The sequence below is a fragment of the Alkanindiges hydrocarboniclasticus genome, from assembly GCF_001982605.1.
In the GTDB taxonomy this organism is placed as follows: Bacteria; Pseudomonadota; Gammaproteobacteria; order Pseudomonadales; family Moraxellaceae; genus Alkanindiges; species Alkanindiges hydrocarboniclasticus.
Genome location: NZ_MLCN01000003.1, coordinates 15,514 through 37,959, shown reverse-complemented (window position 1 = coordinate 37,959; position 22,446 = coordinate 15,514). Strand labels below are relative to the sequence as shown.

The following is a 22,446-nucleotide window of genomic DNA, read 5'->3' as shown; positions in this document are numbered from 1 at the left end:
GATATGCGGTTAATTAGTTTAAAACTGGCGGGTTTCAAGTCATTTGTGGACAGTACCACGCTGGTGTTTCCGGATAACCGGACGGCAGTGGTTGGCCCCAATGGCTGTGGCAAGTCCAATGTAATTGATGCCATTCGCTGGGTGATGGGCGAGTCTTCTGCGCGGCAGTTGCGTGGTGGCGCCATGACTGATGTGATTTTTGCCGGAACTGCACAGCGCAAACCCGTGGGGCAAGCCAGTGTGGAGCTACGTTTTGAAAACACACTGGGCAAGCTGGGCGGTGAATACAATGCCTATAGCGAGTTGTCGGTACGTCGACAGGTTAACCGCGATGGCCGCTCGGATTATTTTTTAAATGGTACCCGCTGCCGCCGCCGCGATATTACCGATATTTTTCTGGGTACCGGCCTTGGCCCGCGCTCCTATGCCATTATTGAACAGGGCATGATTAACCGGCTGGTGGATGCCAAGCCGTTCGAGCTGCGGGTTTTTATTGAGGAAGCCGCCGGTGTATCACGCTATCAGGCCCGCCGCCGCGAAACCCTGCAACATCTCGAGCATACCCGCCAGAACCTGAGCCGACTGGAAGATATCAATGATGAGCTACAAAGCCAGATGCGCAGCCTCAAGCGGCAAAGTCAGGCGGCTATCAAGTACCATGAGCTGGAACAGCAGCAACTGGCCCTGAAAGTTAAAGTATGGTCGGCGCATTACCGTCAGGCCGAGCAAAACCAGCAGCATTATACTGAGCAGCTCACTCAGATGGGTGAGCAATACCGCGAGCTGCGTAGCCACCGTAATCAGGCTGAAGCGGACTGGGAAAGCGGTAGCCAGCAACTCTCCGAATTACTGGCGCGGGCTGAACCAATTCAGCAGGCATGGCAGCAGGCCGAGCGTGAAGTGAGCCAGCTTGAAGCACGGGTGCAGCAATACCAGCAGGATCAGGCACAACGCGATACGCAAATCCGCCAATGGCAGGACAGCCTAAAAACCCTGACCAGTCAGATTGCACAGGATCAGGAACGACTCGCTACACTGGCGCAGCAACGGCAATCAGGTCAGCAACAACTGGCGGGGATTGATGAACAGCTTCAACACAAACTGGCACATTTGCGGCAGATAGAACAGCAATATCAGCAAGTTGAGGCCGACTGGCAAGACAGCCAGCAGCAGGCGCAGCAATTTAGCCAGCAACAGCAGCGCCTGCAGCAGCAAATTGACAGTACGGCACGGGCACAGTTAAGGCTGGAGCAGCAAATCCAGCAGGCCAGCGCCCAACTGGAGCGGCTGAAAAACAGTGTGCAACAGATTGAACTGGACGACCTCCTGATTGAGCTGCAAGATAACCAGCTGGAAAAAACCCGGTTGGAACAGCAACAACAGCAGGCACAGGCCACACTAAGTGAGCAACAGCAACAACTGGAAAAAATCCGGCAGGCGCTTCAGCAGCAGCAGGCTGAATACCAGCAGCATGATACCGAGTTGCAAGCCATTCAAAAGCTACAGGCCAATAAAGCCGGGCAGTCTAAACATGAAAACAAGGCCAGAACTGGAAAAAAACAGCCTGAAAAGTCTGGCCCAGCCGCTACTCTACAACTATTGCAGCAATTACAGCTTCAGCCACAGGCCCAGCCGCATTTGCCATTGATTGAAAAATTTCTGGGTGACTGGCTGAATGCCAATTTGCAGGACAGTTTTGCTAACACCTCTACCGTAGCGCGAGTTTATCTGGCGGATGCAGACCCGCTGGAAGACCCATCAGCACCGCATTGCCTACAGCATGAACAGGTCATTCCATTGGCACACTGGGTCACGCCGTGTTTAAGCTGCTGGCATGCCGTTGGTATTGTGGCGGATTATGCGATAGCCCTGCATCTCCAACCGCAGCTCCAGAGCCATCAAAGCCTGCTGAGTATGGATGGCTTCTGGCTGGGCCAAAACTGGCAAATCAACCTGAATATTGATGAACAGGCCGCGCGCCAGCAAGGCATATTGCAGCAGCAACTGCGCCAGCAGGAACTTCAGCAAATCTTGCACCAGTTGCAGCAGCACATTGAGCCACTGGAGTGCCAGCAGCAGGAACTTCAACAACAAGTAACCTTGCAGCAGGATAGTCTAAAACCGATTGAGCAAAAGCTGGCACAGACCAACCAGCAACAGCGCCAGCTCGAACTACAACGTGCCCGGCTGGAAAGCAGCGTGCAGGCCGAACAGCAACAAATGAACCAACTGTTGCGCCAACTGGAAGAATTGCAGCATAGCCAGCAGGATGATCAGGAACAGGTGACCGACTGGCAAATGGAACTGGCTGGCCTGAACTTGCGATTCAACCAGCTAAACCCGCGCCTGCAAGCCCAGCAGGACAGCCGCAACCAGCTGCAACAGGTATTACAGGACGCCCGCATTGCCCATCAGCTCATTCAGCAGCAACACCAGCAATTGCAGGCCAGCCAGCATAGCTTAACGGTACAGTGGCAGGCAGCCGAACAGTCCTTGCAGCGCGCCGAACCGCAGCAACAGCAAATTCATACACAACTGGCACAACTGGAACAAGCTACCCTACAGGCACAGGAGTTATATCCGGCCCAGCTCAAGCAACTGGAAGAATCCCAGCAAAAAGCAGCACAGGCCCATACCAGCTGGAGTCGCTGGCAGCAGCAACTGGAATGTCGCCAGCAGGAACAGCAACGCCTGAGCCAGTTGCGTCAGCAAGGCCAGAGCGGGGAAGACCAGTTGCGCGACAGCCTTGAGCAAACCCGGCTGCATTGGCAGGACTGCAAAAACAAAATGGAACAGGCACTGGAACAACTAAGTGCCTTGCAAACCCAAGCACCGACTAAGCCGCAGACTGAATCAGACAATGCTGAACCTGAGATTATTAAGTTAGAACAGGCCAAACCCGAACAAGTGGATATCAGCCAGCTGGCCAACTGGCAACAGCAACTGGAAAAGGTTCAGCAGCAGATCCAGAAGCTGGGCCACTTGAATCTGGCAGCCCCTGAAGCCTTGCAGGATGTGACCCAGCGCCATGAGGAACTGGCGCACCAGATGCATGACCTGCAACAGGCCGTGGAACAACTGGAACAAGCCATGAAAAGTATTGATCAGGAAACCCGCACCCTGTTTATGAGCACCTTTGATCAGGTTAATGCCGAGCTGAAAATCCTGTTCCCCAAGGTGTTTGGGGGCGGTGAAGCTTCCTTAAGCCTTGAGGATGACTGGCAATCCGGGGTCAAACTGATGGCGCGGCCACCGGGCAAGCGCAACAGTAGTCTGGCGCTGTTGTCCGGCGGGGAAAAAGCCCTGACCGCACTGGCACTGGTATTTGCTATTTTCAGGTTAAATCCTGCCCCATTTTGTGTGCTGGATGAGGTGGATGCGCCACTGGACGATGCTAACGTGCAACGGTTTTGTCATTTGGTAAAAGAGCTATCACAACAGGTTCAATTCATTTACATTACCCATAATAAACTTGCTATGACCATGGCAACGGATTTGTTGGGGGTAACCATGCCGGAACCCGGTGCTTCGCGTCTGGTGGCCGTAAATATTGAGCAAGCTGCAACATATAGTGCAACTTCGGAGTAGGACTCATGGATTTTTTAACCATTGTTGGTTATGTCATTGCTGCCTTGGCAATTGCTTTGGGCCTGTATTTAATGCTTAGAAAAAATGCGGCGAATGAAAATACAACAACGGCAAGCGAACAATTACTGCTGGATGAAAATGACAGCAACCCAGACAATGACCATAATGGCGGACGTATCCCGGTAGTTCCGCGCCATGTGCGTGACCAGATCAGGCAGCCGGAAAGTGCTGCACAGGTTGCCCCGGCAGTTTCCCCTACGCGCAGCACCGCACCGCAGCCAGCAAGCCCGCCAGCGGTCAATACAGCAAGCCCTGACGATGACTTGCTGGCCGAAGCGCCGGCTATCAAGGCTGACCGTACAACTGATTCACTGGCCGATGCGCTCAATGATGACCATGCTGATGCTATCCACAATGCGCCTGAAACAATCAGTAGCCAGCAGACGCAATCCCAGGTACAGGCACTGGCAGAAAGCAGCAAGCCTGATCAGGACCCGGTTGAAGATACCTTTGATCAGGCACTGGCTCAACTGGAAGCTGCCACCTCGGCTGACGATACAATCCTTGACGAAAATACAGGATCAGCTCAGCAGGCAGACACCCTTGCTACGGCTGATGTAGAGGAATGGCAGGGCGAAAGTGCGCTGCTGGATGCCCATCTGGAGGATCAGGAGCGCCGTGATGATGAAAGCGCACTGGCACAGGCCGAGCATATTGTGGCGCTGTATGTAATGCCCAACGCATCACGCACGCTATCCGGTGAACGTACCATTCAATTGTTACGCCAGTTTGGCTTGCGCTATGGTGAAATGTCACTGTTTCACCGTTTTGCCGACTCTGATGGCACTGGCCCGCTGATGTTTAGTGTGCTGCGTTATACCAGTGAAGGCCCATCCGGTTTTGATCTGGAAACCCTGCCCACTGAACAGGTGGAAGGCTTGGCATTTTTTCTGGCCCTGCCCAGCAAGCATGCCGTTGCAGGCTATGACACCATGGTGAGCATTTCTACACTACTGGCGCGTGAGATTCACGGGCAGGTTTATGATGAACACATGAACCAGCTTAGCCCGCAGTTGCGCGAACATTATCGTCATTTTGTACTGGAATACCGCACACCCGCTTAATCCGGCTGGTTGCATTGTGATTGAGCCAGGCGGGTATAGCCTGATAGAGAAGCCTTGCCATTGTTGCGCTGCAATGATGGCATTTTTGTTTTACCATTCCATGTTGGAACTCTTGCGAAACCTCCTTGCGCTTTGCTCATTCCCTGACAAGGGAAAAGGGATTGTTATACTGTCTCAAGTGTTCATTTAATCGTTAATTTTTGATAATTCTGGTTTTTTATATGATGCAGCCATCTACCGATTCCCAGCACGAGACTCAGTCCATGATCCGGCGCATGCGAGAACTGATTAGCATACTGGCCAAGCATAATCATGCCTATTATGTGATGGATGCGCCCAGTATCAGTGATGCAGAATATGACCAGCTGTTTCACCAGCTCAAGGCACTCGAACAGGAACATCCTGATTTGATTCAGCCGGATTCACCCACCCAGAGGGTCGGTGGCGAGGCGCTGGCCAAGTTTCAAAGTGTGCAACATACCGTGCCCATGCTGTCACTGGGCAATGTGTTTAATGAGGATGACCTCAAGGCATTTGACCAGCGTGTGCGTGAACGGCTGCCCAACCAGCCGTATGAGTATGAGGTTGAACTCAAGTTTGATGGCTTGGCAGTGTCACTGTGGTATGAACAGGGTCGTTTTGTGCGTGGCGTTACCCGTGGTGATGGTGAAACCGGTGAAGACATTACCCATAGCGTTAGTACCATTCGCAACCTGCCTAAAGTGCTGTGTGCGACTGACCAGCAGCCATTGCCTGAGTTCCTGGAAGTACGCGGCGAAGTGGTGATGCCCAAAAGTGGCTTCTTAAAGCTTAACCGTGATGCTGAGGCACGGGGTGAAAAAACCTTTGCCAATCCGCGCAATGCCGCAGCCGGTAGCCTGCGCCAGCTAAACCCCGGGATTGCCGCTGCCCGTCCACTGGCGTTTTATGCCTATGGCATTGCCCAGTGTACGCCGCATCATGGCTTTGCCACCCAGTCCGATAGCATGCAATGGCTGACCCGCTTGGGTTTTGCAATTGGCGAGCAGCATTTTGTGGCGGCCAGCGTACAAGAGGTACAGAAAGCCTATGAACAAATCCAGCAGCAGCGGGCGGACTTGTCGGTAGAAATTGATGGCATGGTGATTAAGGTGAATGCCTTAAGCCAGCAAAAGCAACTGGGCTTTTTAAGTCGTGAACCACGCTGGGCCACGGCGTATAAGTTTCCTGCACAGGCTGCACTTACTACCGTTGAAAACATTGAATGGCAAATTGGCCGCATTGGTACGCTCACGCCTGTCGCACGCTTAAAGCCGGTGTATGTGGGCGGCGTAACGGTGAGCAATGTAACCTTGCATAATATTGGTGAAATCCACCGGCTGGATGTGCGTATTGGTGACACCGTAAGCGTGTACCGCACTGGCGATGTCATTCCCAAGGTTGAACGGGTCTGGCCAGAGTTTCGTCCGGCAGATAGTGTGCCAATAGAGTTGCCAGCGTGCTGTCCGGTGTGTGATTCACCTGTCGTCATGCCAGAGGGCGAGGCACTGGCACGGTGCAGCGGTGGCCTGTATTGCCCGGCGCAACGCATGGAAGCCATCCGGCATTTTGTGTCACGCAAGGCCATGGATATTGAAGGCCTTGGCGAACGCTGGGTGGAATCCTTGCTGGAAAAGGGCCTGATTAACAATGTAGCGGATATTTACCACTTGCATGCGCATCAGGACGTATTGCTCAGCCTTGAAAAAATGGGTGAAAAATCACTGCAAAACCTGCTGGCTGCCATTGAAGCCAGTAAGGAAACTACCTTGAGCCGTTTTATTTACGCGCTGGGGATTCGCGGCGTAGGGGAAACCACGGCCCGCATGCTGGCGGATACTTTCCAGACACTGGATAACCTGAAATTTGCCGATCTGGAGGCGCTGAAAAAAGCCCCTGAGGTTGGCGAAATCACTGCTGAATGGATTCATGATTTTTTTCGCGCCGAACACAACATGGAAGTGATAGACCGGTTACTGGCTGCTGGCGTCCACTGGCCATTGCCCGCGCCGCGTACCCGTCAACCCTTAACTGGTGAAAGCTGGGTACTGACCGGCACCCTTACCCAGTTTACCCGTGAAGAAGCCACCCAGCATCTGCAAGCCTTGGGCGCACGGGTGAGTGGGAGTATATCCAACAAGACCCGCGCACTGGTGGCTGGCGAAAAAGCTGGCAGTAAACTGGACAAAGCGCAAAAGCTGGGTGTGCGGATTTTAACTGAAACCGAGTTTGTTGAACTGATGCAAAGTTATGGGCAGGACATTTAATGGTATAAAAGGTTTTATTGGCCAATATTTATTTACAAAATAAATACATTGAGGGTTAATTCAGCAATTAAATTCATGCTTGAAAGATTATGGATGAATCTGGTAGAAACACTGGTATCAAAGGTTTTCATCGTTACAAAAATGGCTGGATAAATTGTAAAAACCAGATGTATTAAAGTTGTAATTGGATATAATCTCGCCAATCAGGAAGCCCTTGCTGAACTGTGGAAAAGGCTATTTTTTCTACCCATCAGCAGGGGTTTTTCTATTGGCTAAGCGCGTGGATGAACTACCGGTTAGCTGGACAATAGGTCTTCTTTCAGGGTGGTGACACGCGACTATGTTACTTTTCAGAACTGCTGGTGTTGACAGCACCGCTCTCTTAAGCGCACAACGGGTTTCAACCCGCTTGAATTTCTTTGCTCTGGGCTTTGGCACAGCGGCGTGGGCGCCGTTAGTACCTTTTGCCCAGCAACGCCTGCATTTAAACCATGCGGACTTTGGCCTGCTGTTGCTGTGTGCCGGTATTGGTTCCATGGTGGCCATGCCTGCTACCGGTGCTTTGGTACAGCGGGTGGGTTGCCGTGTGCTCATTGGCTTTGCCTTGCTGTTGTTGCTGGCAGTGCTACCGGGTCTGGCCATCTGGGGCACCTCACTCATGATGGCCATTTCCCTGTTTTTGTTTGGAGTGGCCGCAGGTAGTTTTGGTGTGGCACTAAACCTGCAAGCCGTTATTGTTGAAAAAAACAGCTTGCGTGCACTAATGTCCAGTTTTCATGGCATGTGTAGTCTTGGCGGGTTGGCAGGCGTGATGACCATGACCTGTTTGCTGGCTGCTGGCGTGTCGCCATTGGTGAGCGCAGTTGCCATTAGTATTCTGTTATTAGCCATTAGTGTAATGGCAGTGCCTGCGTGTCTGGCAGAAATTGAAAAAGAAGAAACACCGGTTGCGCAGAAAAAAACCGGCTGGAAATTGCCTAACCGGGTCATTCTGATGATTGGCGTGATGTGCTTTATTGCCTTTTTGTCCGAAGGTGCTGCCATGGACTGGAGCGGGATTTACCTGACTTCCAAATATCAGGTGAGCACGGCCTATGCTGGTCTGGCATATACCTTTTTTGCCATTGCCATGACACTGGGGCGTTTTTCCGGGCGTTACCTGCTGAAATCACTGGGCGAGAAAAATATTGTGTCCTATAGCGCTGCCTGTGCTGCGCTAGGGCTAGTGGTGGTGGTGACTGCACCGCACTGGTTTGTGGTACTGCTGGGTTATGCGCTGGTTGGCTTTGGCTGTTCCAACATTGTACCGGTAATGTTTTCTCGGGTTGGCCGCCAGTCCTTAATGCCGCGAGCCGCTGCTTTGTCCTGTGTTTCCACCATAGCCTATACGGGTTCACTGACCGGCCCGGCACTGATTGGCATTCTGGGGCATGCCACCAGCTTGACCATCATGTTTGCCATTGTGGCGGCCATGCTGTTAATGATTGCCTTTTTCAATAAATTTACCCGGGTTGATCCGGCTTAACTTCAGCAATATTTTAAATCTAACCAGTAAAACCAGCTTTAGATAATTCACAACAAGCTGGTTTTAGCATTTTTCTTGCTTAAGCCAAATTTATAACTAGCTAAAATGCTGTAGCTTTAACTTTTTACAACAACTGATAGGCTGTATTCACTGCCCGTATGGGTTGCTTAAAATTTTCCAGTTGATGGTTCTTGCGCAAGTCACTCAAAAACTGGTTGCGCCAGTCATTAATATCAAACGTGGTTAAGCCTTGCATCAATTGCTGGTAACGGGAAAGGCGTTCTTCCAGCGGCATATCAATGGCTGTTTTCAGGGCATTCACCATATCTTGGGTATCAGTAGGATCAACAATCAGCGCTTGCTGCATTTGTTCCGCTGCACCGGCATATTTGGATAAAATCAGCACGCCGGGGTTTTCCGGGTCTTGTGCGGCAATGTATTCCTTGGCCACCAGATTCATGCCATCCCGCAGTGAGCTAATCCAGCAAATATCGGTCAGCCGATATAATCCCATCAGGGTTTCATGCGGAACGACCTCGTTGGTACAGTCAATCGGTAGCCAGTCATGCTGGGCAAAGGTGTCATTAATTTTTTCTACTGTCTGGTTCACCTGCCGAAACAGGCGCTGATACGCCAGAATATCCATGCGGCAAGGGCAGGCAATTTGTAGCTCGGTAATGCGCCGGTGATACTGCGGATACTGTTCTAAAAATGCAGCAAATGCATCAAAGCGTTCCAGAATGCCCTTGGAGTAATCAATACGGTCGACCCCAATAATGGTTTTCTGATGTTTTAGGGCTTTAAGGTCAAACACATCCTGCCGGTCATTGGCATGTTTTTTTGCCACCTGCTGAATCTGTGCAGGGTTAATACCAATCGGATAGCATTTAATGGTAGTAATGCGTTGCTGGTAACTGACCAGTGAATGCTGGATTTTTTGTGCTTTTAGCAACGTTGTACAGGCTTGCATGCACAGTGACTGGTCATAATCAGTTTGCAGGCCTACCAGATCATAATGGCACAAGTCCTGTATAAGGCGCTCAGCTGTTGGGATGCATTGCCAGATGGACAGCGGTGCAAACGGAATATGCAGGAAAAACCCGATTTTGTTGTCCATGCCAAGCTCACGGCAGTAACGGGCCACGCTAAAGAAATGGTAGTCATGCACCCAGATCACATCATCGGGCTGGGCAATGGCTTTAAGTTGCCGGGCAAACAGTGCGTTAACCTGCTGGTAGGTTTCAAACTCTGCCGGATTGTATTCAAGCAAGTCCTGCCGTTCATGCATAGCAGGCCACAGCGTATTGTTGGCAAAGCCACAATAATACTGGTCATACTGGTTCTGGGTAAGGGGGCAGGTCAGGTATTCAATCTTGCCATCCACCACCTGCCCAAACTGGGGCTGGTAAGCTGCGTGGCTGGTATTTTCATCTGCACTGGTATCCCTGCTGTCAGGGATGATGTCACCATTCCAGCCCAGCCAGATACCGCCTGTTTCCGTCAGGGCATCCTGTAGCGCTACGGCAAGGCCACCAGCCGCAGGTTTGTCAGGATTTGGCAGGCTGACCCGGTTTGACAATACAATTAGTTTTGACATGTTTCTTCTCCGTGTTGTGCCTGAGCGCGACGTCCAGCCTCATTACTCACAGCACCGCGATACAAAAACTGGTGAAACTGATTTAAAAACTCTGCAACGGTTGCAGTATCTTTTAAGCGGTAAATGGCATCAGTACTACCGGTACCTACCTTAATACTTATCCCCTGTTGTGCATTAACCGCCCTAAAACCGGACTCATCGGTTACGTCATCACCAATAAACAACGGGATAACATGCTCAAGCTGAAGATGGGCCAGAATGGTTTGTATGGCATGGCCCTTGTCAGCCTGCTTTGGCAGGATTTCTACCACACACTTGCCATGGTTCAGCTTCATGTGAGGATAGCTGGCCTGTAACTGCTGCATAATGTCATGGGCTACTGGTTCCAGTTCAGGGCACTGGCGGTAATGCAGGGCAAAAGAATGCTGTTTATCTTCCAGCAACAACCGGGGATATTCAGTGCAGGTGTGTTCAAGCTTCTGCCTTAAGCGAACAAAATCAATATGGCTTAAATCAGGACTCAGGCTGTTATTGCGATCCAGCATAATATCCAGTCCATGCAGGCCCGCTACTGGCAGGCTAATCTGCTTAAATAGCTGCTGTGCCACTTCAATATGCCGCCCAGTCACGGCAATCACTGGCACCTGATAATGCATAATGGCTTCAATGGCCGCCAGCGTACTTTGCGGAATAAAACTTTGTTCCGGGTCATCACAAAAATCAGCCAGCGTGCCATCAATATCCAGAAATAAACAGTATCCGGTGGTATTGGTTTTGAGCTGCTGGATTAATTCGGCTGGCTCATTAAATACGGGTTCATTACGCACTGGTTTATCCAGCCTTGTTGGGCAAGAAGCCATGTTATGACTGGCGGGCGCCGGATGCTGAGACTGCGTGTGATGATGAATCAGGTTGTCAATTGAATCTTTACTGGATTGGCTAGTCATTGTGGCACCCTCGGCTAGGTCTTTTTTTTATCATCAAAATTCATGTTTTTGCCGGAATTTATTATTTGCACTACATAATATTAAGGTTCTACACATAAATTTTTCACAATATTACGTATATTGTTCTGGCCACAAATTTTGCCTGCCTTGTCATTCAAAGAATGCGCTGATATCCATAAGCTTTATCAATAACCAGCCTAATTGGATTATCAAGTTTAACTTTATAAAAAAATTGCAGTCTTTACTTTTATATAACCTGTATTCACCTACGTCGCCCAAGCCACTATGACAACACAGTGCTATAAGCTTTTTTTGTAAAAATGTCTTGGGTAGCAATGCACCTTAATAGACAGGCTGATGCCAAAATGTAGCTTTAAAACAAGATGTTATGGCATCAAAAAATAGTGCGAATGCGTATGCTTCTCATTTTTAGTTGTTAAAAATCATAAACTTACACAATTATTCACTTTGAAAATACAGCAGTCTGCGCCATAATGGCACCAGTTTTGAGGAGAAACATCATGCGCGGCGATACCGAAGTGATTAATTATTTAAATATGCTGATAGGCGGCGAACTTGCTGCGCGTGACCAGTACCTGATCCATTCCCGTATGTATGAAGACTGGGGACTGCATAAGCTTTACGAACGGCTGGATCATGAATCACAGGAAGAAGGTGGCCATGCTGATGCGTTAATTCGCCGTGTGCTGTTTCTGGACGGCACGCCAGATATGTCACGGGATAGCCTGAATATTGGCACCGATGTGATTTCGTGCCTGGAAGCAGATCTTGCGCTGGAATACAAGGTTCGCAAGGATCTGGCCAAGGGTGTACAACTGTGTGAAGCCAAGGGTGATTATGTCAGCCGCGACATGCTGCGTGCGCAAATGGCCGATACCGAAGAAGACCATACCTATTGGCTGGAAAAACAGTTGGGCCTGATTAAGAAAATTGGCCTGCCAAACTATCTGCAATCACAGATGTGACTAGGTAAAGGTAAATAAGCGTTAACTTCATGATTGACGCTTGTTTGTCAATTTTTCAGGTAACTGAATAGAGGAGTCAAGTTGCCAGTGTTTAGCTAAAATTTGTAAAAATTGTTTGGATTGTTTTTTAGAAAATAATCCAAGCCATAGGTACTATAAAGGCTGATTGAGCAAAGTAAAGGACTGCATTTCTGGACTTGCTGCAAAGTAAATACCAAATTTATCTTGCCAGAATTTTTGAAAATCCTGTTTCAACAGTTTTCTTTGCCATTCATATTTTTTAAACGTGTGCGGTGGAATAGTAAGGTAAGGCGAGTGTGCGATTCTGTTTAAGTTAATCGTTCTCGTGATGAGAAAAATTCTTAAAAATATACGCTGGTTAGCAATCGTAATTTTATTAAAACTCTTCAATAGCATGAATAAAATCAGGAAAATATACAGGTTAAGACAAGTATCTAATAGCAAGCTTGTTGGAAAAATAATGATTAAGCCCAGTAGGTTGGCAGCCATATAAAAAATTTTACTTAAAGAATTAAAAGGCATGGCCTGAAATAATATGATTTCATCGGGTGCTAATGACTGCATTGTGAATTACTTGCCATTAGTATTTAAAAATAAGTTGAGTAATTAGGCCAAACGATAGTCGGAATTCTTTCCTCAACGCCAGCAATATAGATGTAAAAAAAGCCTGTTTAACGATTAAAACAGGCTTTTTTGATTCAGCATAAAAAGTTATTTAACGCTGGTATCCCGCTTTTGCTGACGTAAAAATCCACCCCGACGCGCTGGCAGTGGGTTTTCCACCTGACGCTCGGCGCGACGCTTGGCCATGCCATACAAGCCAGTACCAATACGGGGCTTTAGCTCTACCGATTTTACCAGATTATCAATGTCATGCTTGTCCAGTTCTACCCAGCGGCCAGTACGCAGCTCACGCGGCAGAATGACCGAACCATAACGGGTACGCAGCAGGCGGCTTACCTTAAGGCCCTGTGATTCAAACAGGCGGCGTACTTCGCGGTTACGGCCCTCTTTGACCACCACCTGATACCAGCGGTTAATGCCTTCGCCGCCAATTTCACTAAACGATTCAAACTTGGCTGGGCCATCTTCCAGTTCCACACCGGCTAACAGGTTTTTGCGTGCCTCAGCAGTGACTTCGCCCATCACGCGTACCGCGTATTCACGCTCAACTTCATTGGACGGATGCATCAGGCGATTGGCCAGCTCACCATCATTGGTAAACAGCAGCAGGCCGGTACTGTTAATGTCCAGACGGCCTACCATCACCCAGCGGTCATTGGCAATTTGTGGCAGATGCTCAAATACAGTAGGACGGCCTTCCGGATCGTTGCGTGAACAGATTTCACCTTCCGGCTTGTAATACACCAGCACACGGCGGCGCACTTCATCTTCCAGTTGAAACTGAACCTTGCGGCCATCAATCCGCAGCTCATCACCCGGTTCAATACGTTCACCCACTTGGGCAATGCGACCATTAACACTGACACGCCCGGCAGCAATGACTTCTTCCATATAGCGGCGTGACCCCAGGCCAATTCTGGCCAGTACTTTTTGTAACTTTTCACTCATAGCAAACACAACCTTAATAAAAAAACCGCTTTAACCACGCTGGTGTATCTGTCCGGGCCTATCACGATAAAGCATCGTTAAAGGTATCCAGCACTTCCTTGACATCTTCTAGCGGTGGTAAAGCTTTCAATGACACGAGGCCAAAAGCATTTAAAAAATGTTTCGTGGTCACCAGTAAGGCAGGCCGCCCTGGAATCTCACGAAAACCGGATTCGGTAATCCACTGACGGTCAAACAATGTTCTTAAAATCTGACTGTTCACGGATACACCACGAATATGTTCAATATCAGCACGGGTCACCGGCTGATGGTAGGCAATCACGGCCAGTGTTTCCAGCAAGGCGCTGGATAAACGTACCGGACGCTCGGGCCAGACCTTGGCAATCAGGCTGCTGTAGTTTTCACGCACCTGAAAGCGGTAGCCCTGCGCGGTTTCAATCAGTTCAATGGCACGGTTATTCTGGCGCGCTGCCAGCAGTTCCAGCCAGTGCCTGATTTGCGCAGTACTAATACTGTCCTCAAAGGCCTGTTTAAGCTGGGACAAGCTCACAGGCCCTTCACTGGCAAAAATCAGGGCTTCCAGTCGCAGCAGGGCATCGTCAATAATATTGACTGGATGTAGCGAGGCAGGCTGCTGGAGATGCGGATCAGGCAGCATGGCTGTGCCGTCCTTCAACCGCCAGCGGTTGCTCAATCCCGCAACCCCGGATTTCAAGCTCACCCTGACGCACCAGCTCCAGCACCGCCATAAACGTCACCACAATGCCCATGTGACCTTGCGCGGGATTAATGAATTGATGAAACGACAATACGCCACCCTTCATGATCATCTGACGGATAAAGACAATGCGCTCTTCCAGCTGTACCGGCTCTACTTCCACCTGATGGGTTTGCAGGCGTGGCCGCTTTAGCAGCAGGGCCATGGCGTCATGCAACAGGCTGGCCTCAAAGCGCTCATCATCATGGCAATACACAGCAGCCACTGTACTGTTGGCATCAAAGACATCGCGTTCCAGAATCTGGCAGGCACTGAGCCACATGGCACCCTGTTTGACTTTGGCATAGTTTTGCAGACGACTAAGCAAATCCTGACGCGGATCATCTTCAGGTTTGGCAACCTGCGGTTTAGGCAGTAACAGGCGTGACTTAATATCAGCCAAGGACGCCGCCATAACCATGTAGTCAGCTGCCAGCTCAATATTGAGTGCCTTCATGCCCTGAATATAATGCAGATACTGGGTAGCAATTGGCGCAATATCCAGTTCAACCAGATTGAGGCCATTTTTATGGACGAGATACAGTAAGAAATCCAGCGGCCCTTCAAAGTATTCCAGCAATATCTGGAACGCTTCAGGCGGGATATATAAATCATCAGGGATATGGGAAAACCTTTCATCATGAATACGGGCAACCGTAGTCTGAGCAGGCTCACCAGCAGTTTGTTGTTGGTTCATTTAATTAGGCCACGCGAATTTATACAAAAGGCATGAGATAGAGTTACCGTAATCTGAGCAATACCACAGCGCAGATCTGCACACTTCACAAAAAGCCGATGCTTTAAAAAAGCAGTACAAGACTTTATTGATGAAGATAGACAGGCGCGTTTAGAGAGCATTTTTTATGCCAACTTTCTGCATTTACAAAAAGTGACAGTTTTGCAGTCATAATGAGAGGATTGTACAGCAAAGCGGATGCTTAAGTGTGAACGATCAGTCAGTTTTAAAACTATATTACTTATTGGAAAATAATGCTCAGCCTGTGTGCCAATTAATGGCAAACAGGCTGAATTATGAAAATGAAAATAGACAGAGTGGTCTATTGAGTTTTGCGGTTATGCGAATGCGCTCACATTTCCCATGCCTTCACGTACCACCACCGGGTAATCGCCAGATAAATCAATAATACTGGTCACACCACGGCTGCATACGCCGCCATCAATAAATACATCAATTTGCTTGCCCAACTGCATTTCAATGTCATAGGGATCATCAAAAGGCATATCCTGACCTGGTAAAATCAGGGTGCTGGTAAGCAATGGTTCATTCAGCTCTTCAAGCAGTGCCTGACAAATCGGGTTGGTGGGAATACGAATACCAATGGTTTTTTTCTTGGGGTGCAGCAGGCGACGGGGCACTTCACTGGTGGCCGGCAGGATAAAAGTACAAATACTGGGTGTATTGGCTTTCAATAAACGGTAGGTACTGTTGTCTACTTTCGCATAAGTGGCAATATCGGACAAATCCCGACACAAAATGGCATATTGGTGCTGCGCGGGTAAACGCCGGATCATGCCAATTTTTTCCATGGCGGTTTTATCGCCAATATGACAGCCAATGGCATAACAGGCATCGGTGGGATATACCGCCACATCACCGGCACGGAAGCGGTCAACCGCCTGCTGAATCAGACGTGGCTGTGGATTTTGCGGATGAATACGTAAATGCAGCATGTTCATGTTCCTTATTGGTTTATTTAAACAATCCCATGAAGTGGTGTTCTATTACCTTAGCGTAAGCCTGCATGTAGTCTAGGCAGTTTTGATCCATTTCACTTTAAAAAATGTAAATCAGTAAACCAATGAGGATATAAAGCTAAAAAGTAATATGCAATACAGAGGTAAAATAGTTGCGTTAACAGGTCAGCAGTGCTGTATCCTGTTTAATCCGGCTCATAGTATTGAGTGGGGTAGATACTGTGTTCTGGCAGGATTAGTAATGCCAAGCGTTTGTGGTCAATAAGACACTCAGCCTAAGCTGGCAGGCTTAACAGTTCATCGTCTATTTGCCAGCCTGATCTATGAAAATTTACCAATAGCGGTTAAAATTATATCTTATTCTTTGACAGCGCTCTCACAACTTTGTAGAATTGCCGCCCTGTATATGTTAGCAAATCATGTCAGCAAATAATTTTTCATCAAATCAAGGGTCACCGGCTTCTGCGCCATCAAGCGCGTCGCAGTTACCGTCTCGCATTGAGCCCTTCAAGTGGGCAGAGCAAGGCTTTAGCTGGTCGGGGCAGGTGCCGTTAAGCCGTTTTAGGCGTATCGCCAGTGAAGCGACTGTGCCTGCGGGTCAGCCTAACACTGACGAGATTCTGGTGCAGGTTGATTGCCGTCTGTATATGGATGACTATCAGCGTGTGGCATGGCTTGATGGAACGCTTGCTGCCACAGTGCCCATGACTTGCCAGCGTTGTCTGGAACTGGTTGAGGTTCCTGTGGCAACACAGGTTCATCTGGCCCTGTTGACAGATGAAAAACAGGCTGCGCGCCTGGATGAAGATGCTGACTTTGTCGTTCTCAGTGAAGAACAGGTGGTTCATGGGGTGGATGATGCCCAGACCATTGACCTGATTGAGCTGCTGGAAGACGAATTATTATTGTCGGTGCCTATTTCACCACGTCATGAGGCGTGTGAAAACAAGCATCAACCTGTGGTAGAGGATGAACCAGAGTTGATCAAGCGTGATAATCCGTTTGAGGCACTGGCCAGTCTTAAAGGTAAACTGGATTCTTAACATTTTTTAAGTGTCTGGGCCAGATTAAAGTTATTGTCGATCTATTTGATCTATTGTTAAGGAGCCTCTCATGGCCGTTCAGCAAAACCGTAAAAGCCGTGCTCGCCGTGACATGCGCCGTTCGCACGATGCACTTATCGCCAACACTGTATCAGTTGATAAAACAACTGGTGAAACTCACCTGCGTCACCACGTTACCAAAGATGGTTTCTATCGTGGCCGTCAACTGTTTGCCACACCGGCGACAACTGAATAATTGATCCAGGGTGTGCACTTTTATGCCACCGTTGATCACCCAAGTGGGAGCTTAGGCTCCCATTTTTATTGACCATTTATTGTGTTGACTTTAAATCCTGATACTGTCTGACGGTAAATCAGGATAAAAAAGACAAGAGGTCTTAAGGAATCTTGCACATGACAGCGTCTATCAGTCTTCCCAAGCTTCAGGGACATACCGCATTTGTTTTTCCGGGGCAGGGCTCACAAAAAGCAGGCATGCTGGCTGAACTGGCTGAACAGTTTGGCCTGATCCGGCAAACCTTTGATGAAAGCAGCAATGCACTGGGTTTTGATGTCTGGCACATTGCCCAAAGTGGCGAACAACTGGACCAGACTGCTTATACCCAGCCAGTATTGCTTACAGCCAGTATCGCCCTCTGGCGGCTTTGGCAGGAACTGGGCGGGGTCTGTCCTGCTGTGCTGGCGGGTCACTCTCTGGGCGAGTACAGCGCACTGGTGGCTGCAAACAGCTTAAGCCTTAATGATGCCGTCAAGCTGGTACATTTGCGCGGTCAGCTTATGCAAAATGCGGTGGCTGAAGGTCAGGGTGCCATGGCGGCTCTGCTGGGCAAAACAGATAGTGAAGTCGAAGCCCTGTGTAAACTGGTTGCACAGCAAACAGGAAAGGTTGTTGAAGCCGCCAACTATAATGCAGCCGGACAGGTCGTGATTGCCGGGACTAAAGATGCCGTAGCACAGACAATTATTCAGGCCAAGGAACAGGGTGCCAAAGCCATTGTGTTACCCGTCAGCGTGCCATCACACTGTGCGCTGATGCAGCCCGCCGCCGAAAAACTGGCTGAAGCGCTAGCAAATACCCGCTTTAATGTACCGGTTATTCCGGTAGTGCAAAATGTTAATGCCCAGATTGAAGCTGATGTGGACAGCATCAAGACTGCCCTGATTCAGCAGTTGTATCGTCCGGTACGCTGGACGCAAAGCATGCAAATGCTGACCAGCCTGGGTACTGCGTATGTGGTGGAATGTGGTGCTGGCAATGTACTGGCGAATCTGTCCAAGCGCTTGCCCAATGTTAAGGGTGCCTACGCCACCGATACCCGTACCCGTCTGGAAGATGCATTAAGCGCTATTTCTATGGCAGAAGGAAAACTGGCATGAGTATCAGTGTAGACAGCACACAAAACAGCAGAAAAGTAGCACTGGTAACCGGAGCAACCCGGGGTATTGGTGCAGCCATTGCTGGGCAACTGGTACAGGATGGCCTGTTTGTGGTAGGCACGGCAACTACCGCAGAAGGCGCGGCACAAATTCGTGAAAAACTCGGCGAGCAGGGTATAGGCATGGTGCTCGATGTGCGTGACAGCGTGGCCATTGACCAGTTAATAGCGCAGGTTGAAGCCCAGTTTGGCCCGGTTGCGGTACTGGTCAACAATGCCGGGATTACCCGCGATAACCTGTTGCTGCGCATGAGCAATGATGACTGGAGCGATATTTTGTCCATTCATCTGAATGCCGTATTTCAGTTATCCAAGCGGGTGTTGCGTGGCATGACCAAAATGCGCTTTGGCCGTATTATTAATATTAGCTCTGTAGTGGCACAAATGGGCAATGGCGGGCAGGCCAATTATGCAGCTGCAAAAGCGGGCATGGAAGGCTTTAGCCGAAGTCTGGCCCGTGAAATGGGCAGCCGTAATATTACGGTTAACTGCGTAGCACCGGGTTTTATTGCAACTGACATGACTGAAGAACTCAGCGCTGAAGCCAAAGCAAAGATGCTGGCACAGATTGCAGTAAACCGCTTGGGAACGCCGGAAGACATTGCCCGTGCGGTAAGTTTTCTAGCCAGTGACAATTCTGGTTACATAACTGGTACGGTTTTGCCCGTCAATGGCGGCTTATACATGCACTAAAAACCATTTTGGTTCTTTGTAATTGATCAAGTTTAGTCTAAACTAGGCCGGTACATTTAATAACGCCACATGCATGAGGAGAATTCCTGTGAGCGATATCGAACAACGCATTAAAAAAGCTGTGGCTGAACAGCTCGGTATGCGTGCTGAAGACATCAAGAATGAAGCATCTTTCATGGACGATCTGGGTGCAGATTCATTAGATTTGGTAGAACTGGTAATGTCATTTGAAAATGACTTCGGTATTACTATTCCTGATGAAGATTCTAATGCCATTACTACCGTTCAATCCGCCATTGATTATGTTGGTGCGAAGGTAGGCGAAGCCTGATTTGTTGCATTAAGGCTTGCATCAAAACCGCGCTCGTCGCGGTTTTTTATTGCCTGTAAATCTGGTTTGTAGTTTTGGCTTAGTGCTTATGCTACATATAGCATGCTGTGAGTATTACGCTTTTAACAGTAGCATTCATATTGTTATAAATATGAATGCGTGACTTAAAACAACACTCCAATGACTACAACGTGACTTACACACAGCATGGCTAAAAACGCTCTAGGCTGGAAATTCATAAATTTTCTGCCAAAGCGCAAATAGGTTAATCCAGGTTTGCGTCATAAAAGATGGAGAACACAGCATGGGCATTTTTAATTTTACCAAAGGCATTGGTGAGAAACTAAGCGGCCATAAGCAACAGACTACACCAGCAGCCAATCCCAACACCACACAGCAGGCAGCACCTGCGGCACCACAGCAGGCTACACCCCGTGCGCCTGTACATTCCAGCGAACCGAATCCGCAAGTGATTGCCAATGCCCTGTTAAACCGGGTAAATAGCCTGGGTTTGGGCATTGATGGGCTAAGCATTCATTATGAAGGCAATACTGATACAGCCACCATTAAAGGCAAGGCCAAAACACAGGCAGACCGTGAAAAAGCAATTTTAGCGGCTGGCAATGTGGACCACGTGGCTAAAGTAGATGATCAGATGACGGTGCAGGCTCCTGCGCCAGAAAGTAAATTTTATACCGTTAAGTCAGGTGATAACTTATCCAAGATTTCCAAAGAAGTTTATGGAGATATGGATCAGTACCAGAAAATCTTTGAAGCCAACCAGCCATTGCTCAGTAGCCCAGACAAGATTTATCCGGGTCAGGTTCTAAGAATTCCATCCTGATTCATTAAACCTCAAATTTATTCATGTTAGTGAAAAAAGCCCTGAATAATGATCAGGGCTTTTTATTGTTTAGCTCAAGATATAAAAATGAATGACATGATGCTTAGGCCAAGCCCAGACTGCGCCAGATTCGTGGGTTCATCAGGCGCATAGTACGCTGTAAGGTATGTTGTGCCTGCTGTCGGGTCAGCCGCTCATCATTTTGAGTTAATAGCTGTAGCATAATAATGGATTGCCGCTTAAGGGCAGTGCTTGACGTGTGCTGAATCAGTCGGCCTAGCATCAACGGAACCTGAGCACGATGTGGCCCCTCAGTGTTATCTTTTAAATATTGTATCAGCCGCCATGCCGCTTTATTGGCCAGTTTCTCACCAATAATTTCATTAATTACCCGCCATACATCGGGCTGCTGATAGTTGGCGTAATCAGCTTCAATTCTGCTTAGCAGTTGTTGCTGTTGAGACAAGTCTAGGTTTAGCCAGTTATTGGATAAAAAGACATATAAATTAAAAGTGCTGTCCGATTTAACAGCCAGTGGATGCGCCAGTAGCTCAAAAACCGTTTGAGTAAGCTGATTAAAATAAACTGGCTGGGTGTAGTACTGAAACTCTAGTTGATCCAGTAACAGGCTGAAAGCATCCTGCTTCTCTGTGATCAATAACTGGCAAAGCTGATGAAGTTGCTGCTCAAAATAAGACAAAGATTCCATGATCAGAGCAATCCGGTGATTGCGATAAAGGTGGAAGCAATAGTGTAGCAAAATAATAACTGGAGAAAAATTAATCAGCCTGCATTTTTAATTGTTGTTGTTGAATCGCCCAGTCTACATGCACTTGTACCACTTCATCATGCTGGCTGTGCTGCAATGCTGCAATAATGGCCGGGTCAAAATCCGCATTGCCAAGACCAATCGCCACATTACGCATAAATCCCTGATAACCAGTACGCCGGATCGCACTACCTTCGGTTTTACTTAAAAATTCCTGCTCGCTCCATTGCCACAATTCTAGCAAGGTGACCTGATTTAAGTTATGACGCGCCTTAAAGTCATCTTCTTTACTTAACTGGGCAAAACCATTCCACGGGCAAATCAGCTGGCAATCATCACAGCCAAATACCCGGTTACCAATAGGCTTTCGAAATTCTTCAGGAATAATGCCCTGATATTCAATGGTTAGATAAGCAATGCATTTGCGCGCATCCAGACGGTAAGGCGCCACAATTGCTTGTGTAGGACAAATATCAAGACAGGCCGAGCAACTGCCACAATGTGCGGTGGCAGGCTCATCAAACGGCAAATCAAGGCTGGTAAACAGCTCACCCAGAAAAAAGAATGAACCGGCTTTCTTGTTAATGAGCAGGGTATGTTTGCCTGTCCAGCCCAGCCCGCTTTTTTCCGCCAGCGCTTTTTCAAAAATAGGCGCAGAGTCAGCAAAAGGCCGTGATTCAAATGGGCCGATTTGTTCTTCAATCAAGCGCGCCAGTTGTTTGAGACGACCGCGCACTACCTTGTGATAATCACGACCACGGGCATAACGCGCAATAATGGCCTGATTGGGTTCATGCGGCACATAACGGTGTGGCGGTGCTTCCGCCAGATAATCCATCCGTACGCAAATAATACTGCGGGTATTGGGTACTAACAGCGCAGGATTGGCACGTATGGAAAGATTGGCGGCCAGATAATCCATGTCGGCATGAAAGCCATCGTCAAGGTATTGCTGCAAGTGCGGGATCTGGTCACAGGTGTCTGGTCGTGCAATCCCACAATCTGAAAAACCAAGCTGGCGTGCCTGTGCCTTAATCCAGTCTTTTAGTGCCTGTGGATTTTGCCTAAGCGATTCATCAAGCAAAACAATGCTGGCCTTTTTATGTGTCATAAAATCTAACCAAGATGTGCTTGATGCAGGAATGACAAGCGGCCTGAAAAAGTGTCATGATCAAAACAGTTAACAATAAA

General features: G+C 48.7%; 19 protein-coding genes and 1 pseudogene. 11 read left to right on the top strand and 9 right to left on the bottom strand.

Annotated features, from left to right (window positions below):
- Window positions 1-3: 3 nt before the first annotated feature.
- From smc to BKE30_RS00760, 4 genes are all read left to right on the top strand, one after another.
- Window positions 4-3,588, top strand: a complete 3,585-nt coding sequence (gene smc, locus BKE30_RS00775; RefSeq protein WP_076876768.1) for a chromosome segregation protein SMC — start codon at window positions 4-6, stop codon at window positions 3,586-3,588.
- A 5-nt stretch (window positions 3,589-3,593) separates the two neighbouring features.
- Window positions 3,594-4,712 (top strand): cell division protein ZipA C-terminal FtsZ-binding domain-containing protein, encoded by a 1,119-nt coding sequence (locus tag BKE30_RS00770; protein ID WP_076876767.1) that lies wholly within the window; start codon window positions 3,594-3,596, stop codon window positions 4,710-4,712.
- A 224-nt stretch (window positions 4,713-4,936) separates the two neighbouring features.
- Window positions 4,937-6,997 carry an NAD-dependent DNA ligase LigA gene (gene ligA / locus BKE30_RS00765; RefSeq protein ID WP_076876894.1) on the top strand — a complete coding sequence of 687 codons (2,061 nt, stop codon included), beginning with the start codon at window positions 4,937-4,939 and terminating at the stop codon, window positions 6,995-6,997.
- Window positions 6,998-7,337: 340 nt separating this feature from the next.
- Window positions 7,338-8,522: an MFS transporter gene (locus BKE30_RS00760; protein ID WP_076876766.1), complete on the top strand. Its 1,185-nt coding sequence runs from the start codon at window positions 7,338-7,340 to the stop codon at window positions 8,520-8,522.
- Between the two features lie 124 nt (window positions 8,523-8,646).
- Here the strand turns inward: BKE30_RS00760 and BKE30_RS00755 are convergent, their stop codons facing one another.
- Together BKE30_RS00755 and otsB are read right to left on the bottom strand one after the other, a co-directional pair.
- A complete protein-coding gene (locus tag BKE30_RS00755; protein WP_076876765.1) occupies window positions 8,647-10,119 on the bottom strand; it encodes a trehalose-6-phosphate synthase in 1,473 nt (490 codons plus the stop codon).
- Complete coding sequence (otsB, locus tag BKE30_RS00750) at window positions 10,107-10,979, bottom strand: trehalose-phosphatase (protein ID WP_076876893.1); 873 nt, start codon at window positions 10,977-10,979, stop codon at window positions 10,107-10,109. The genes BKE30_RS00755 and otsB overlap by 13 nt, the downstream gene beginning before the upstream one ends.
- A 608-nt stretch (window positions 10,980-11,587) precedes the next feature.
- Here otsB and bfr point away from each other — a divergent pair.
- Window positions 11,588-12,052 (top strand): bacterioferritin, encoded by a 465-nt coding sequence (bfr, locus tag BKE30_RS00745; RefSeq protein WP_076876764.1) that lies wholly within the window; start codon window positions 11,588-11,590, stop codon window positions 12,050-12,052.
- Window positions 12,053-12,205: 153 nt separating this feature from the next.
- Here the strand turns inward: bfr and BKE30_RS00740 are convergent, their stop codons facing one another.
- From BKE30_RS00740 to BKE30_RS00720, 5 genes and pseudogenes are all read right to left on the bottom strand, one after another.
- Entirely contained in the window at window positions 12,206-12,637 is a 432-nt protein-coding gene (locus BKE30_RS00740) for a hypothetical protein (protein ID WP_076876763.1), read from the bottom strand.
- 162 nt (window positions 12,638-12,799) lie between these two features.
- A pseudogene (gene rluB / locus BKE30_RS00735) lies at window positions 12,800-13,645 on the bottom strand (23S rRNA pseudouridine(2605) synthase RluB); the annotation flags it as partial.
- Between the two features lie 61 nt (window positions 13,646-13,706).
- Complete coding sequence (gene scpB, locus BKE30_RS00730; RefSeq protein ID WP_076876762.1) at window positions 13,707-14,303, bottom strand: SMC-Scp complex subunit ScpB; 597 nt, start codon at window positions 14,301-14,303, stop codon at window positions 13,707-13,709.
- Window positions 14,293-15,099, bottom strand: coding sequence for a segregation and condensation protein A (locus BKE30_RS00725; protein ID WP_076876761.1), 807 nt, complete (start codon window positions 15,097-15,099; stop codon window positions 14,293-14,295). The genes scpB and BKE30_RS00725 overlap by 11 nt, the downstream gene beginning before the upstream one ends.
- Window positions 15,100-15,476: 377 nt before the next feature.
- Window positions 15,477-16,094, bottom strand: coding sequence for an L-threonylcarbamoyladenylate synthase (locus BKE30_RS00720; protein WP_076876760.1), 618 nt, complete (start codon window positions 16,092-16,094; stop codon window positions 15,477-15,479).
- Between the two features lie 443 nt (window positions 16,095-16,537).
- Between BKE30_RS00720 and BKE30_RS00715 the strand changes: the two genes are divergently transcribed.
- The 6 genes from BKE30_RS00715 (at window position 16,538) to lysM (ending at window position 20,486) form a co-directional block, all read left to right on the top strand.
- Window positions 16,538-17,161, top strand: coding sequence for a YceD family protein (locus BKE30_RS00715; RefSeq protein WP_076876759.1), 624 nt, complete (start codon window positions 16,538-16,540; stop codon window positions 17,159-17,161).
- A gap of 70 nt (window positions 17,162-17,231) precedes the next feature.
- Entirely contained in the window at window positions 17,232-17,417 is a 186-nt protein-coding gene (gene rpmF / locus BKE30_RS00710; RefSeq protein WP_076876758.1) for a 50S ribosomal protein L32, read from the top strand.
- 158 nt (window positions 17,418-17,575) lie between these two features.
- The gene (gene fabD, locus BKE30_RS00705) at window positions 17,576-18,559 is read left to right on the top strand and encodes an ACP S-malonyltransferase (protein WP_076876757.1); all 984 of its coding nucleotides are present in this window, start codon (window positions 17,576-17,578) and stop codon (window positions 18,557-18,559) included.
- Complete coding sequence (gene fabG, locus BKE30_RS00700; protein ID WP_076876756.1) at window positions 18,556-19,311, top strand: 3-oxoacyl-ACP reductase FabG; 756 nt, start codon at window positions 18,556-18,558, stop codon at window positions 19,309-19,311. Before fabD ends, fabG begins: the two co-directional genes overlap by 4 nt.
- An 88-nt stretch (window positions 19,312-19,399) precedes the next feature.
- Window positions 19,400-19,642, top strand: coding sequence for an acyl carrier protein (gene acpP / locus BKE30_RS00695; RefSeq protein ID WP_076876755.1), 243 nt, complete (start codon window positions 19,400-19,402; stop codon window positions 19,640-19,642).
- A 304-nt stretch (window positions 19,643-19,946) separates the two neighbouring features.
- The gene (lysM, locus tag BKE30_RS00690; RefSeq protein ID WP_076876754.1) at window positions 19,947-20,486 is read left to right on the top strand and encodes a peptidoglycan-binding protein LysM; all 540 of its coding nucleotides are present in this window, start codon (window positions 19,947-19,949) and stop codon (window positions 20,484-20,486) included.
- A gap of 103 nt (window positions 20,487-20,589) precedes the next feature.
- On the opposite strand, the gene BKE30_RS00685 is transcribed toward lysM, so the two are convergent.
- Window positions 20,590-21,195, bottom strand: a complete 606-nt coding sequence (locus BKE30_RS00685) for a hypothetical protein (RefSeq protein ID WP_076876753.1) — start codon at window positions 21,193-21,195, stop codon at window positions 20,590-20,592.
- A 70-nt stretch (window positions 21,196-21,265) separates the two neighbouring features.
- Window positions 21,266-22,366, bottom strand: coding sequence for a tRNA epoxyqueuosine(34) reductase QueG (queG, locus tag BKE30_RS00680; protein WP_076876752.1), 1,101 nt, complete (start codon window positions 22,364-22,366; stop codon window positions 21,266-21,268).
- Between the last annotated feature and the right edge of the window lie 80 nt (window positions 22,367-22,446).